13 protein-coding genes and 1 pseudogene are annotated in these 13,432 nt (G+C 67.3%); 10 read left to right on the top strand and 4 right to left on the bottom strand.

Annotated elements, in window-relative coordinates:
* Window positions 1-6 precede the first annotated feature (6 nt).
* The gene (locus ACFPO9_RS10895; protein ID WP_379770488.1) at window positions 7-1,689 is read left to right on the top strand and encodes an AMP-binding protein; all 1,683 of its coding nucleotides are present in this window, start codon (window positions 7-9) and stop codon (window positions 1,687-1,689) included.
* Between the two features lie 66 nt (window positions 1,690-1,755).
* Entirely contained in the window at window positions 1,756-2,316 is a 561-nt protein-coding gene (locus ACFPO9_RS10890) for a septal ring lytic transglycosylase RlpA family protein (protein WP_379770485.1), read from the top strand.
* A gap of 49 nt (window positions 2,317-2,365) precedes the next feature.
* On the opposite strand, the pseudogene ACFPO9_RS10885 reads toward ACFPO9_RS10890, so the two are convergent.
* Both ACFPO9_RS10885 and ACFPO9_RS10880 read right to left on the bottom strand, forming a co-directional pair.
* A pseudogene (locus ACFPO9_RS10885) lies at window positions 2,366-2,983 on the bottom strand (hypothetical protein).
* Window positions 2,984-3,000: 17 nt separating this feature from the next.
* A complete protein-coding gene (locus ACFPO9_RS10880; RefSeq protein ID WP_379770483.1) occupies window positions 3,001-4,407 on the bottom strand; it encodes a selenium-binding protein SBP56-related protein in 1,407 nt (468 codons plus the stop codon).
* Window positions 4,408-4,607: 200 nt separating this feature from the next.
* Here ACFPO9_RS10880 and ACFPO9_RS10875 point away from each other — a divergent pair, with 200 nt between their 5' ends.
* The 3 genes from ACFPO9_RS10875 to ACFPO9_RS10865 are packed head-to-tail and all read left to right on the top strand — an operon-like array spanning window position 4,608 to window position 7,020.
* Window positions 4,608-5,093, top strand: a complete 486-nt coding sequence (locus ACFPO9_RS10875) for an SET domain-containing protein (protein WP_379770479.1) — start codon at window positions 4,608-4,610, stop codon at window positions 5,091-5,093.
* Window positions 5,090-6,277 (top strand): nicotinate phosphoribosyltransferase, encoded by a 1,188-nt coding sequence (pncB, locus tag ACFPO9_RS10870; protein ID WP_379770477.1) that lies wholly within the window; start codon window positions 5,090-5,092, stop codon window positions 6,275-6,277. Before ACFPO9_RS10875 ends, pncB begins: the two co-directional genes overlap by 4 nt.
* A complete protein-coding gene (locus ACFPO9_RS10865) occupies window positions 6,274-7,020 on the top strand; it encodes an SDR family NAD(P)-dependent oxidoreductase (protein ID WP_379770474.1) in 747 nt (248 codons plus the stop codon). Before pncB ends, ACFPO9_RS10865 begins: the two co-directional genes overlap by 4 nt.
* Before the next feature lie 16 nt (window positions 7,021-7,036).
* Here ACFPO9_RS10865 and ACFPO9_RS10860 read toward each other — a convergent pair whose 3' ends face one another.
* Window positions 7,037-7,570, bottom strand: a complete 534-nt coding sequence (locus ACFPO9_RS10860; protein WP_379770472.1) for a hypothetical protein — start codon at window positions 7,568-7,570, stop codon at window positions 7,037-7,039.
* A gap of 122 nt (window positions 7,571-7,692) precedes the next feature.
* On the opposite strand from ACFPO9_RS10860, the gene ACFPO9_RS10855 reads away from it, so the two are divergent.
* From ACFPO9_RS10855 to ACFPO9_RS10840, 4 genes are all read left to right on the top strand, one after another.
* Window positions 7,693-9,081, top strand: coding sequence for an FAD-binding oxidoreductase (locus ACFPO9_RS10855; protein ID WP_379770469.1), 1,389 nt, complete (start codon window positions 7,693-7,695; stop codon window positions 9,079-9,081).
* Between the two features lie 73 nt (window positions 9,082-9,154).
* Window positions 9,155-9,901, top strand: coding sequence for a helix-turn-helix transcriptional regulator (locus ACFPO9_RS10850; RefSeq protein WP_379770467.1), 747 nt, complete (start codon window positions 9,155-9,157; stop codon window positions 9,899-9,901).
* Window positions 9,898-10,812, top strand: coding sequence for a hypothetical protein (locus tag ACFPO9_RS10845; protein ID WP_379770465.1), 915 nt, complete (start codon window positions 9,898-9,900; stop codon window positions 10,810-10,812). The genes ACFPO9_RS10850 and ACFPO9_RS10845 overlap by 4 nt, the downstream gene beginning before the upstream one ends.
* Before the next feature lie 68 nt (window positions 10,813-10,880).
* Window positions 10,881-11,831, top strand: a complete 951-nt coding sequence (locus tag ACFPO9_RS10840) for a DMT family transporter (protein ID WP_379770462.1) — start codon at window positions 10,881-10,883, stop codon at window positions 11,829-11,831.
* Here ACFPO9_RS10840 and ACFPO9_RS10835 read toward each other — a convergent pair.
* Window positions 11,824-12,717, bottom strand: coding sequence for a LysR family transcriptional regulator (locus ACFPO9_RS10835; RefSeq protein ID WP_379770460.1), 894 nt, complete (start codon window positions 12,715-12,717; stop codon window positions 11,824-11,826). The two genes, ACFPO9_RS10840 and ACFPO9_RS10835, sit on opposite strands and share 8 nt — an antisense overlap.
* A gap of 100 nt (window positions 12,718-12,817) precedes the next feature.
* Between ACFPO9_RS10835 and ACFPO9_RS10830 the strand changes: the two genes are divergently transcribed.
* Window positions 12,818-13,426, top strand: a complete 609-nt coding sequence (locus tag ACFPO9_RS10830; protein WP_379770458.1) for a glutathione S-transferase family protein — start codon at window positions 12,818-12,820, stop codon at window positions 13,424-13,426.
* Window positions 13,427-13,432: the final 6 nt, after the last annotated feature.

Here is a 13,432-nt window from a genome sequence, read left to right as displayed (position 1 = left end):
ACGACCATGGCCCAGACGCCTTACGAGCGCTTCATCCAGGCGCGCGACTTCCTGCAGCGGCACCGCCTCGACTACGACACCGCCTACCGCGACTACCGTGCCCCCGAACTCGATGAGTTCAACTGGGCGCTGGACTTCTTCGACGTCCAGGCCAAGGGCAACGACACCCCGGTCCTGTGGGTGGTCGAGGAAGACGGCAGCGAGCGCAAGATCAGCTACGCCGACATGGCGGCCAGATCAAGCCAGGTCGCGAACTGGCTGCGCGAGCAGGGCGTCCGCCGCGGCGACCGCGTGCTGCTGATGCTGCCGAACCGCGTCGAGCTGTGGGAAATCATGCTGGCCGGGATCAAGCTGGGCGCGGTGCTGGTGCCGACCACCATGCTGGTCTCGCCGGCCGACCTCGAAGACCGCCTGCAGCGCGGCCATATCCGCCACGTGATCGCGCAGTCTTCCGAGACGCACAAGTTCGAAACGCTGGCCGGCGACTACACCCGCATCGCGGTCGGCGGCACGGCCGAGGGCTGGACCGCGTTCACCGACAGCGGCAGGGCGGACCCGCAATTCACGCCGGACGGCATGACGAAGGCCACCGACCCGCTGCTGCTCTACTTCACCTCCGGCACCACAGCGAAACCCAAGCTGGTGCTGCACAGCCAGCAGAGCTACCCGGTCGGCCATTTGTCGACCATGTACTGGATCGGCCTGAAGCAGGGCGACGTCCACTGGAACATCAGTTCGCCCGGCTGGGCCAAGCATGCCTGGAGCTGCTTCTTCGCGCCCTGGAATGCCGGCGCCACCATCTTCGTCTACAACTACGAGCGCTTCTCGGCGCGCGCCTGCCTGGACGTGATCTGCCGCTGCGGCGTCACCTCGCTGTGCGCGCCGCCGACCGTGTGGCGCATGATGATCAAGGAAGATTTGAGCGCCTGGAAGCCGCCGCTGCGCGAGCTGGTCGGCGCCGGCGAACCGCTGAACCCGGAAGTCATCGAGCAGGTCGAGCGCGCCTGGGGCATCCGCATCCGCGACGGCTTCGGCCAGTCGGAGACCACCTGCCAGATCGGCAATCCGCCGGGCCAGCTCGTGAAGCCGGGCTCGATGGGACGCCCGCTGCCCGGCTACCAGGTGACCCTGCTCGACATCGACGAGCAGCCGGCACAGGAAGGCGAGATCTCGCTGGTGCTGGCGCCGTCGCCGCTGGGCCTGATGCTGTGCTACGAAGGCGACGAGGCCAAGACCGCCGACGTCATGCGCGGCGGCCACTACCACACCGGCGACACGGCCACGGTGGACGAGGACGGTTATTACTTCTACGTCGGCCGCAACGACGACGTGTTCAAGTCCTCGGATTACCGCATCAGCCCCTTCGAGCTGGAGAGCGTGCTGATCGAGTATCCGGACGTGCTGGAAGCGGCCATCGTGCCGAGTCCCGATCCGCTGCGCCTGTCGGTGCCCAAGGCCTTCATCACTTTGCGGCCGGGCGTGGAGCCGACCCGCGAGCTGGCCGGGGCCATTTTCGCTTTTGCGCGCGCGCGGCTGTCGGCTTATAAACGGATTCGCCGGCTGGAGTTCACCGAGCTGCCGAAGACGATCTCGGGCAAGATCCGGCGGGTCGAGTTGCGCAAGGCGGAGCAGGCGGGTGGGCGGACCGGTACCGAGTATCGCGAGGAAGATTTCGACCGGGTCAGTTGATGTTCACCCGAAATGGTGTCAGGTCGACGGCGCGTCCGGCGCGATGAAAACGTGTGGAAAGGAACGATGAGAAGTATTTCAGCTATCTGTTCAGGACCAGGGCTGGTCCTTGTGTTGGCGATGTCTCTAGCAGCCTGCTCGACACCAAAAGTTCAGCCAACAAAAGCAGGTGGGCGCTATTACCTCAACGATGGTCCACCAAAAGGCATAAGCCAGGCGCAGATCGATGCCGTCAAGGAGCCGGTACCCAAGGTGGAGCGGTTTGTCTCCGGTACGCTCAAGCCTTATGTTGCTATGGGAAATAGCTTCCGGCCGATGAACAAGTTAGCGCTCTACCATGCGCGTGGTGTGGCAAGCTGGTACGGCACCCGCTATCACGGATTGCCGACGGCAAGTGGTGAACTCTACGACGTGATGAAGTTGACGGCTGCGCATCCTGTCCTTCCCATCCCTTCTTATGTCAGGGTGACCAACCTCGAGAACGGCCGAACGGTGGTCGTTCGCGTGAACGACCGCGGCCCCTTCCTCTCTGACAGGATCATTGATCTATCGTACGTGGCGGCAGCCAAGCTCGGCTATGCGGCGAAAGGCAGCGCACTGGTCGAGATCGACCTCATTCTGCCATGAGCCGCTGGTGCATTACTCGGAAACACAGGCGCTCGGTTCTGGGAGCGCACTAGAGCGCCAACCCGATCCCGGCCGCGCCGGCAAGGACGAGGCTGATTCCCCACACCGCTTCCAGGTTGAGCCAGGCGCGCCGCAAGCATCCCAAGCCGAGGTAGCGATACACGATCCAGGCAATGGCGATCCCGGCGAGCAGGGCCGCGGCCGTATGCACCACCGCGACCCCAAGCGCCGCCCACATCGTCGCCCGCGCCAGCCCAGCCGCTGGCGCATGGTGCCCAGGCGCCGCGCACAGCCCGAGCATGAAAGGCGCCAGCATGAGACCCGCCCCATGCGAGGTCGCCATCAAAAAGGACCACCAGGCCAGCCGCGTCGGCGCAACGCGCGCCAGCATTCGTGGATGGCGCCGGTAAAGCAGCTTGAATACGCCGAACAGCAGCACGGCTGAACCGGCGCCGATGCGGATGGCCTGGCTCCATTCGACATATCAGCCGAGCAGGGCGAAAGGCGCCAGCCCGACGGCGATGGCGGCGAAATGCCCGCTGCCGAGCGGCAGCAGGGTGGCGAACACCGACGCAGCGCGCCGGTCCGCCATGCCGTTCGCGACCGCCAGCGGCCAGCCCATGGCCGGATTCAGGCCATGGTAGAGGCCAAGGCCGATCACGGCCATCCAGAGCACGCCCGTCGTCACGCCGACGGATAGCAGAACGAATCCGTCGAGCAGTCGCCACCCTGCAGCCGGATCTGGTGCGCGGCATGATCAGGCCCGAAATCGACGTAGAAGGATGGATCCAGCTCGATGCCGCCGTTCGCCCCGACCCTGCACATCAGCTGCACGCCCGGCACGCCGTCCGGATAGAACTGCGTGTCCCAGCTGCTGTACAGCGAGTTGGTGAAGTACACCCGCTTGCCGTCGCGGCTGATCTCGGTCATTTGCGGGCCGCCGCCGACCGGCCGGCCGTTCGGGTGCTTCGCCCGCTGCGCGATGCCGCCAATGCGCACGCTGCCCGCCAGGACGGGATTGAAGGGATCCGTCACATCGTATTGGCGCAGCTCGCCGGTGCCCCAGCAGGCCACGTAGAGGAAGCGGTCGTCGAGCGAGAGGTCGATGTCCGTGATCAGCGGCGGCACGGCGCCGAAGCCTTTCAGGAGCGGCGGCAAGCGGTCGGCGTCGGCCGGCTCGGGCGGAATGACCGCGGTCTTCTTGATATGGAAGCTGCCGTTTTCGCGATACCAGGTCCAGATCGAGCCTTCCAGGCTGGTCGTGTCCACCACCACGCCCAGGAAGCCGTACTCTCTGGTCGGATCGTGGGCCGGACGGATCTCGAGCGCCATCTGGTGATTCGCGCCCAGGTCGATGGTCTGCAGGTGCTTGCGCTCGCGCAGGCTCCAGAAATGCACCGCGTGGCCGTATCGATTGGCGAGCAGGTCTTCGGGGACGATGCCGTTTTCGAACTGCGGCGGCAGGCCCCATTCGCTGGACACCATGTAGTCGCGCGGCAGGTTCCACCAGAAATCGTAGTGCAGCTTTTGCGGCCCGCGCTCGATTTCCCATTTGCCGTGGATCTCGAAGCTCTCGCAATCCATGATGGCGATGCCCGGCGGCCCCTGGGTGCCGTCCGCGCCGGCGCCGCCCAGGGTGCTGATGTAGATGCCTTCGGGGCCGCAATGCACGGTGTGCGGACGCGAGTAGCCGGTCTTGCGCAGCAGCTCTTCCGGTTCGATGGTCTTGACCAGCTTCGGCTTGCGCGGGTCGGGCTGGGTATCGACGATGTAGATGCGCGAGGAGCGGATGCCCGGAATGATCAGGTAGCGGCGTTGTAGAAACGCATGGCCCGACATCGGGGACAGCGCCGAGCTGCAGGCGTTCCAGCCGAAGTGGTGGAATTCGTCACCTCGATAGGGCATGTCGAGCCGCTCGATCACCTTGCCGTAGGTGGCGGACTCGGGATCGACGTCGATGACGGCGAGGGCGTCGGGTTTCGAGCGATCCGGCGACAGCAGCACCGTATAGGCGATGTGTTCAACTTCCGCTTCCATCGCCAGGCGCGGTGACGGGTGAAACGTGGGGTCGGGACGCAGGGTCTGCAGCATGATGGTTCCTCATTCAGGAGATGCGCGAAAAGCAGCCGAGCCTTCAAGGCTGTGCCTTCGTTGGGACGCCGTCAAGATCGACGCTGAGACCTTTTGTGCAGGATCAGCTTAGTTGCAATCGGTGATCGCGTGCGGCGCAAAAGTGCTTTTCGGTCAATAATAGGCATCCTCTTGGTTCATCCATCGCCCACGCATCCGCAATGAGTTCATCCGCAAAAAACTACGAAGTCAGGAAGTCCCCGGTCCACGGCAACGGCGTGTTCGCCTTGCGCCCGATAGGCGCCGGGGAACGCATCATCGAATACCGCGGCGAACGCATCAGCTGGGACCATGCGACCGAGCGCGCTGCCGAGCGCGGCGGCCCGATCAACCACACCTTCTATTTCAGCCTCGCCGACGGCAACGTGATCGACGGCGGGCGCCGGGGCAACGATGCGCGCTGGATCAACCACGCCTGCGAACCGAACTGCGAAGCCTACGAGGAAGACGGCCGGGTCTATATCCACGCCCTGCGCGACATCGACGAGGGCGAGGAACTCAACTACAACTATGCGCTGATCTACGACGAGCGGCACACGCCGGCGCTCAAGCGCCAGTTCGCCTGCCGTTGCGGCACGCCCGGCTGCAGCGGGACCATGCTGGCGCCCAAGCGCCGCTCGCGCAAGAAAAGCGAAAGGTCTTCATGAAGCCAGTCGTCCGCAGCCTGCTCGAGACCGACCTGTACAAGTTCACGATGTGGCAGGCCTTCCTGCACATGCATCCGGGCGCCATCGGCGAATATGAATTCAAGTGCCGCAACACGCCGGCCTATCCGCTGGCCGAGCTGAAGGACGAGATCGAGCGCGAGCTCGACCACCTGTGCGAGATGATGTTCACCGAGGACGAGGTCGACTACCTGCGTTCGCTGCGCTTCATCAAGAGCGATTTCGCCGACTACCTGACCCTGTTCCGCTTCCAGCGCAAGTTCATCCGCGTCGAGACCGACGGCCCGCACCTGCGCATCCGCGCCACCGGCCCCATCGTGCACGTGATGGGCTTCGAGATCTTCGTGCTCTACATCGTCAACGAGCTGTATTTCCGCCGCTTCGACCAGGCCGCCGCGCTGGAAGAGGGACGCAGGCGCCTGGCGCAGAAGGTCGAGGAATTCCGCGCCTTCGACGCCGAGCCGCAGCGCCTGAATCCCTTCGATTTCTTCGACTTCGGCGTGCGCCGCCGCTTTTCCGGCGAGTGGCACGAAGAGGTCGTGGCGACCCTGGCGCGCGAGCTGCCGCAGTTCTTCAGGGGCACTTCGAACGTCTACCTGGCAAAGAACTTCAACCTGGTGCCGATCGGGACCATGGCCCATGAATACATGCAGGCCTTCCAGTCCTTCGACGTGCGCCTGCGCGACTTCCAGAAAAAGGCGCTCGAAGACTGGGTGCAGGAATACCGCGGCGACCTCGGCACCGCGCTCACCGACGTGGTCGGCATGGACGCCTTCCTGCGCGACTTCGACCTGTATTTCGCCAAGCTGTTCGACGGCCTGCGCCACGATTCCGGCGATCCGGTCGAGTGGGGCGAAAAGGCGCTCGCCCATTACGCCAAGCTGCGCATCGACGCCCGTACCAAGCGCCTGGTGTTCTCGGATGCGCTGACGGTGCCGAAGGCGCTGAGCCTGTATCGGCATTTCGCCGACCGCGTGCAGCTGGGCTTCGGCATCGGCACCAAGCTCACCAACGATACCCAGTACGAGCCGCTCAACATCGTGATGAAGCTCACACGCTGCAACGGCCAGCCGGTGGCCAAGCTGTCCGACAGTCCGGGCAAGGGCATGGGAACGGACGAGACCTTCATCGCTTATTTACGCCAGGTATTCGACCAGCACATATGAAACTCGACGGACGCAGCGCAATCGTGACCGGCGCGGCCGGCGGCATCGGCCTCGCCACCGCGCGCCGGCTGCTGAGGGAGGGCGCCAGCGTGCTGCTGGCCGACCTCGACCAGGGTAGGCTCGACGCCGCAGCCACCCAGCTCCAGCTCGACACCGGGGCCGAGCCGGACCGCATCGCCACCATCGTCTGCGACGTCTCCAGGGAAGACCAGGTCGCCGCCGCGGCCGATGCGGCGATCGCCAGGTTCGGCCACTGGGACATCGTGGTCAACAACGCCGGCCTGATGATCTTCAAGGCCATCGAAGACCAGGCCGTCGAGGACTGGCAGCGCATCCTGGGCGTCGACCTGCTCGGCGCCTTCCTCTTCATCAAGCAGGCCTTCCTCAAGATGAAAGCGGGTGGGGCGGTGGTCAATGTCTCCAGCGTGCACGCGGTCGAGACCGAGCCGCTGGTCGCGCCCTATGCGGCGGCCAAGACGGCGCTGCTGTCGCTGACGCGCTCGGCCGCGCTGGAGGGCAAGCCCAAGGGCGTGCGCGTGAACGCCGTGCTGCCGGGCGCGATCGACACGCCCATGCTCTGGGATAACCCGAACGTGCGTTCGGGCGCGGAAGTCATCAACAAGGCCGAAGTCGGCACCCCCGACGACGTCGCCGCCGCGATCGCCTTCCTGTGCGGCGAGGATGCCGCCTTCATCCGGGGCGCCGGGATGCGCGTCGACGGCGGGCGGCTGGTGCGTTTGTGAGCGTCGTTGCCGGCGTTCACGGCTCGCCGTAATTCACGGATACCATCACCTGGGTGCCGGCGCCACGTGTCGCCGAAGCCCAGATTCGCTCTCCGCCAGGCATCGGCGAACAACCCATCTGGTGCCGTTCGCCGGGCGCCATCAAGGGCACCGCCTCGTCCCATGCCGCCATCACCGCCTCGGGCTTGGCTGCACCCTTGCCGAGCGAGGGCGATTCGACACCACCGCATACCCGCGTCAGATGGTCCAGCGACTTGCGCCAGGCTTCGCGGCCCTGTTTGAGATCGTCGCCCATGTAGGGGATCAACATCACCCGCTCCATGTGGTCGCCCTTGAAATAAAACGAGAGCAGGGCGTCGCCGCCTTCGAAGGGCTGCTTGCCGGCGCCCAGGTCGCCGTTCTTGAAGCCGTAGTAGCGCGAGGGATCGCCGACCGCCTTGACCTGTTCGTGGGTCATGCCGAAGCGCCAGCCTTCGTAGCCGCCGGCATGGGCGAGTCCATGGCTCAGCAAAGCGGCGGCGAAGAGCAGGCAAGTAGATTGGGTCCGCATGTTTTCTCCTTGCGGCATCATAGCAGCCTGGCTGGACAGCAGACAGCGCTTGCACATCGTCCCACAGCACCTATCCTGCATAGGACGGCGCCAGCCGGCGCCCTGGCGAGTGGAGGCGAAAGATGACCAATATGAAGAACGAAGTGGTCGCTGCATTCAAGGCCACGCTGCGGGGACCGGTGCTGCAGCCGGGCGACCCGAATTACGACGATGCGCGCGCGATCTGGAACGCCATGATCGACCGCCGTCCGGCCCTGATCGTGCGCTGCGCCGGCACCGCCGATGTGGTTTCAAGCGTGAACTTCGCGCGCGACAACGGCTTGCCGCTGGCGGTCAAGGGCGGCGGCCACAACATCGCCGGCAGTGCGCTGTGCGAGGACGGCATGGTGATCGACCTGTCCGCCATGCGCGACGTCCACGTCGACCCACGGGCGCGCCTGGCCTGGGTCGGCGGCGGCGCGCTGCTGTCCGACGTCGACCACGAAACCCAGTCCTGCGGTCTCGCGGTCCCGCTGGGCATCAACTCGACCACCGGCGCCGCCGGCCTGACGCTGGGCGGCGGCTTCGGCTGGCTGAGCCGCATGCACGGGCTGGCGGTCGACAACCTGGTCGGCGCCGAGGTCGTCACCGCGGACGGCAAGCGCCACTGGGCCAGCGCGCAGGACGAGCCGGACCTGTTCTGGGCGATCCGCGGCGGCGGCGGCAATTTTGGCGTGGTCACGCTGTTCCAGTTCGCCCTGCATCCGGTCGGACCCGAGGTCACGGCCGGGCTGGTCGTGTTCCCGGCCGCGCAGGCGCGCGAGGTGATGCGCCGCTACCGCGACTTCGTCGACGTCCTGCCGGACGACGCCAGCGTCTGGGCCGTGCTGCGCCAGGCGCCGCCGCTGCCTTTCCTGGCGCCCGAAGTGCACGGCACCGCGATCGTCGCGCTGGCCGTGTTTTCGCCCAGGACGCCCGAGGCTGTGGCGCCCTTGCTCGAGCAGATCCGCAGTTTCGGCCAGCCGGTGGGCGAGCACGTCGGCGCGATGCCCTATGAAGCCTGGCAGAAGGCCTTCGACCCGCTGCTGGCCCCGGGGGCGCGCAACTACTGGAAATCGCACAACTTCACGCGCCTGTCCGACAAAGCCATCGACGTCGTGCTGCGCTATGCCGGGGCGGTGCCGACGCCGCACTGCGAGATCTTCCTCGGCCTGATCGGCGGCAAGGCCAACGCCAGGGCGCCCGGCGACACCGCCTACCCGCACCGCAACGTGCAGTTCGCGATGAACGTGCACGGGCGCTGGATCGAAGCGTCGGACGACGACAAGGTGGTCTCGTGGGCGCGCGAATTCTTCGCGGCCGCGGCGCCGCATGCCGCCGGCAGCGTCTACATCAACTTCCTGACCCAGGACGAGGGCGCGCGCATCCACGAGGCCTACGGTCCCAACTACGCGCGCCTGGTCGGCATCAAGCAGCGCTACGACCCCGACAACCTGTTCCGCTTCAACCACAACATCCGTCCTGACGCATGACGCGTCGGATCGATGCCCGTGGCGCCGGCCTCCGCGCCGGCGCCACGGGACCCATCGGTGCTAAACTAGCCCGATGGCTTCATCCACCGTCGACCTCCACCTGCGCAGCTATGGCGAATTCACCGCGCCCGACCGCCACGACTACGGCCAGCTGGTGCTCCCTTTGCGCGGCGCGCTGCTGCTCGAGGTCGAGGGACGGCAGGGCGTACTGGACCCGCTGCGCGCCGGTTTCGTCGCGCCCGGCGCCTGGCATGCCCAGCACGGCGATGCCGGCAACCGTTCCATCATCGTCGACATCGCCGAACAGGCTCTCGCGCCGGATGCCGCCGAACGCCTGTTCGAGCGCCCGTTCGCGCCGCTCGGCCCGGCCTCCCGAAAACTGATTGAATTCATGGCGCTGATGAGCGGCAGCGGCGCCGCGCCCCCTTCGGTGGTGCAGGGCTGGGTGCCGCTGCTGGTCGATACGCTGGCGCTCGGCAGCCCGCGCCCGGTCTCGAAGCTGGCCGCGCTGATGGCGCGCATCGAAGCCGCGCCTGGGCAGCCATGGACCATCGAAACGATGGCGCAGGCGCTGGGCTGCAGCGTCAGCCGCCTGCACGCGCTGTTCCGCGAAGAGCACGACACCACGCCGCATGCCTGGCTGCTCGGCCGCCGCCTCGACAAGGCGCGCGAGTGGCTGGCGGGCAGCGCCACGCCGATCGCCGAGATCGCGCTGCGCGCCGGCTTTTCCGAGCAGAGCGCGCTGACGCGGGCGCTGCGCAAGGCCATCGGGATGACGCCGGCGGCTTACCGGCGCCAGCACCTGTCCGCGCAGGCATGAGCCGCAAGCCGCCGCCGGTCTCGGATGCGGACCGCTGGGAACTGTCGCGGGCGATGCTGGCCCTTGCCGAACAGGCCGAGGAAATCCGGGACGAACTGACGGCGCAGGGCTACGACCGTCCCGGCGCCATCGTGCGCGAGGCGCAGCTGGCGCTGGCCGACCGGGTCGCCAGCAGGCAGGGCTTGCTCGACTATTGGCGCGAATATGCAAAAGAGGATTTGTCCGCGCTGGACAGCCCGATCGACATCCTGCGTGGCCACTATGCCGCGCCCTGGGGCTATCGCTCGGCGCTGATCGCGGACCTGCGCAGCAAGGCGCATCTGCTGCCGGCCGGCGAGCTGATTCAGTCGCCGCAGATCGAGCCCGCCTTCAAGGCCTGGCTGGAAACCGTGTTCGAGCCCGGCACGCCCCAGCATGACGCGTGGCTGGCCGGGCTGGAGGCCAGGCGCCAGGCCGTCGCGAGCTCCGGCGAACCCGAACGTCCGGAATTCGCCGCGCTGGATACGCGTGTGCGCATGGCCCTGCTGCGTGAACGCTACATGCGGACCCTGGCGCCCGCAGGATTCAGGCTGGTCGCGCCGAGCCGCCGCTTCAGCCATTTCCAGCGCCTTGCCGCGAACGGCAAATACGTCTTCAGCCTGCTCGACGATTCGTTCGCCAAGGGCGCATGGGGCAAGCTGCGCTGCCGCTTTGCCATCACCTGGCCGGGCACCGGGATCACGTCCGCCGACCTGTTCCCGATTCGGCTTTCGGCATTCGACCCCGGCGTGGTGGTCCCGGATTTCCAGTATTCGACTGGCTACCGGCGCGACTCCTGGGGCGAATTCTGCCTCGCCATCGACACGGTGGCCTGCCTGACGGCGATCCTGTTCCGCCGCCTGGACGCCGCGCTGCAGGACAGGTCAATTTAGCGCGAGGCCAGGTCAAGAAACAGCCGAGCATTTCCCGCATCATGCCCGCTCGGGAGGTTTTACTGAATATGCTTACACGAAATCACTGGCTCGGCATCGGCGCGAGCATCCTGGCCGGCGCCTTCTGGGGCCTGGTCTTTCTCACCCCCGAGCTGACGCGCGGCTTTTCGCCGCTGCAGCTCTCGGCCGGCCGTTACCTGGCCTACGGCCTGGTCGCGGCCGCATTGCTGGCGCCGTCCTGGCGCCGGGTGCGGCCCATGCTGGGCTGGCGCGACTGGCGCACGCTGGGCTGGCTCAGCTTTGCCGGCAACATCATCTATTACGTGTTCCTGGCAAACGCGGTGCAGCTGGGTGGGGTGGCGATGACTTCCTTGATCATCGGCCTGCTGCCGGTAACGGTCACGCTGGCCGGGCGGCGCGACGCCGATGCCGCGCCCATGCTGCGCCTGCTGCCGTCGCTGGCGCTGGGCGTCGCCGGCCTGGCCTGCATCAGCTGGCAGTCGCTGGCGAATCCGCAGCACGGTTCGATGGCGGGCTCGCTCCTCGGCCTGCTGTGCGCGGTGGGCGCGCTGCTGTCCTGGACCCTGTACGCGGTCGGCAACAGCCGTGCGCTGACCCGGCTGCATGGGGTCTCGGCGCATGACTGGAGCCTGCTGGTGGGTGTCGTCACCGGGGCCCAGGCGCTGCTGCTGGCGGTGCCGGCTTTCATACTGAACCCGGGCGAGCACGCGGCGCAGGCCTGGTGGTATTTCGGCGGCGTGGTCACCACGGTCGCGATCCTGTGCTCGGTGGTCGGCAACGCGCTGTGGAACCACGCCAGCCGCCTGCTGCCGCTGACCATGACCGGCCAGATGATCGTGTTCGAGACCTTGTTCGCGCTGCTGTACGGCTTCATCTGGGAGGGGCGCCTGCCCACCGGACTGGAATGGCTGGCGATGGCGCTGCTGATCGCGGGTGTGCTGAGCTGCGCGTCTGCGCACCGCGAGCGCTCGCCGGAAACCGTCGTCCTGCCTACCTGAGCACGTCCAGGGCCGCGAACTGCGCCACCGCGAAGTCGACGAAGGCGCGCAGCCGCGGCGGCATGTGGCGGCTGCTGGGCCATACCAGTTGCACCGGCAGCGGTTCGGGCTCGAAGCCGGCCAGCACGCGCTGCAGGGCGCCGGAACGCAGCAGCGGCTCGACCTGGTAGGACAGGGCGCGGGCGATGCCGAAGCCGTCGCAGGCCGCGCCGAGCACCGCCTCGACATCGTTCACGCGCAGGCGCGGGCTGTAGCGCACCACGTGCTCGCGCGCGCCCGCCTTGAAACGCCACTCGGCCACGCTGCGCACCGAGGTCGACATGATCAGCTCGTGGTGCGCCAGGTCGGCCGGCTCGAGCGGCGTGCCGCGCCGCTCGAGGTAGGCGGGACTGGCCACCGTCACCCGCGTTACCTTCCCCAGCGGGCGCGCGACCACGCTCATGCTCGATACGGCGCCGATGCGTAGGGCGGCGTCGATGCCTTCCTCGATCAGGTCCACGTTCCGGTCCGACAGCAGCAGCTCGACCTGCACCGCCGGCTGCGCGGCGAGGAAGCGCGTCACCACCGGCGCCACGTGCCTGCGCCCGAACACGTTGGGCGCGGCGATGCGCAGCAGGCCGCGCGGCGTGCCGGCGGCTTCCGGCAGCAGGGCGGCGTCGTAGTCGGCCAGCAGGCGGCGCGCCTGTTCGGCAAGGCGCAGGCCGGCCTCGGTGGGCGTCAGGCGGCGCGTGCTGCGTTCCAGCAGGCGCGCCCCGGCGCGCACTTCCAGCGCGGACAGTACACGCGTGACGGCGGCCGGCGAGCGGCCCAGCTTGCGCGCGGCGGCCGCCATGCTGCCGGTGTCGAGGATGGCAACCAGGACCTGCAGTTCGTCGAGTCTGTCCATTATTGCGATTAATGAAATGCTGTATTGCGATTATGCCGGATTCACCAGGTAGTGCAATCGGCCTAGCATGGCGACTTCCATCACCGATAAAGAGACCATCATGGACCAGCCCCGACGCATCCTCCACGGCACCCGCCTGTCCGGCCACACGCATCGGGTCATGCTCTTCCTGCACCTGCTGGGCTTGCCGTACGAGTTCGCCGACAGCCCGGCCGCGGTGCGTGACACGCCCGCATTCCGCCGCCTGAACCCGCTCGGCCAGATCCCGGTGCTCGAAGACGGCGAGCTGGCGCTGGTGGACAGCAATGCCATCCTGGTCTACCTCGCCAGGCGCTATGCGGCGGGCAGCAACTGGCTGCCGGAGGACCCACTCCAGGCGGCGCGCGTGCAGCGCTGGCTGTCGATGGCGGCCGGCGAGATCGCCTACGGCCCGGCCAGCGCCCGCATCAACGCGCGCTTCTACGATACCGGGGTGCCGCCGGCGCTGAGCCAGCGCCTTGCGGCGCGCGTGCTGGGTGCGATGGACGGCGAGCTGGCCGCCCACCCCTGGCTGGCCGGCCTCGAACCGAGCATCGCCGATGTCGCCTGCCATGCCTACATCGCCCATGCGCCCGAAGGCGGCATCGCGCTCGCGCCTTATCCCCAGGTCCGCGCCTGGATCGCAAGGGTGCAGGCCCTGCCGGGTTTCGTGCCGATGCCGGATGCGTGAGGCGGC

It is taken from the genome of Massilia aerilata (assembly GCF_042656905.1).
GTDB lineage: Bacteria > Pseudomonadota > Gammaproteobacteria > Burkholderiales > Burkholderiaceae_D > Telluria > Telluria aerilata.
This window is presented reverse-complemented; position numbering and strand designations above follow the sequence as displayed.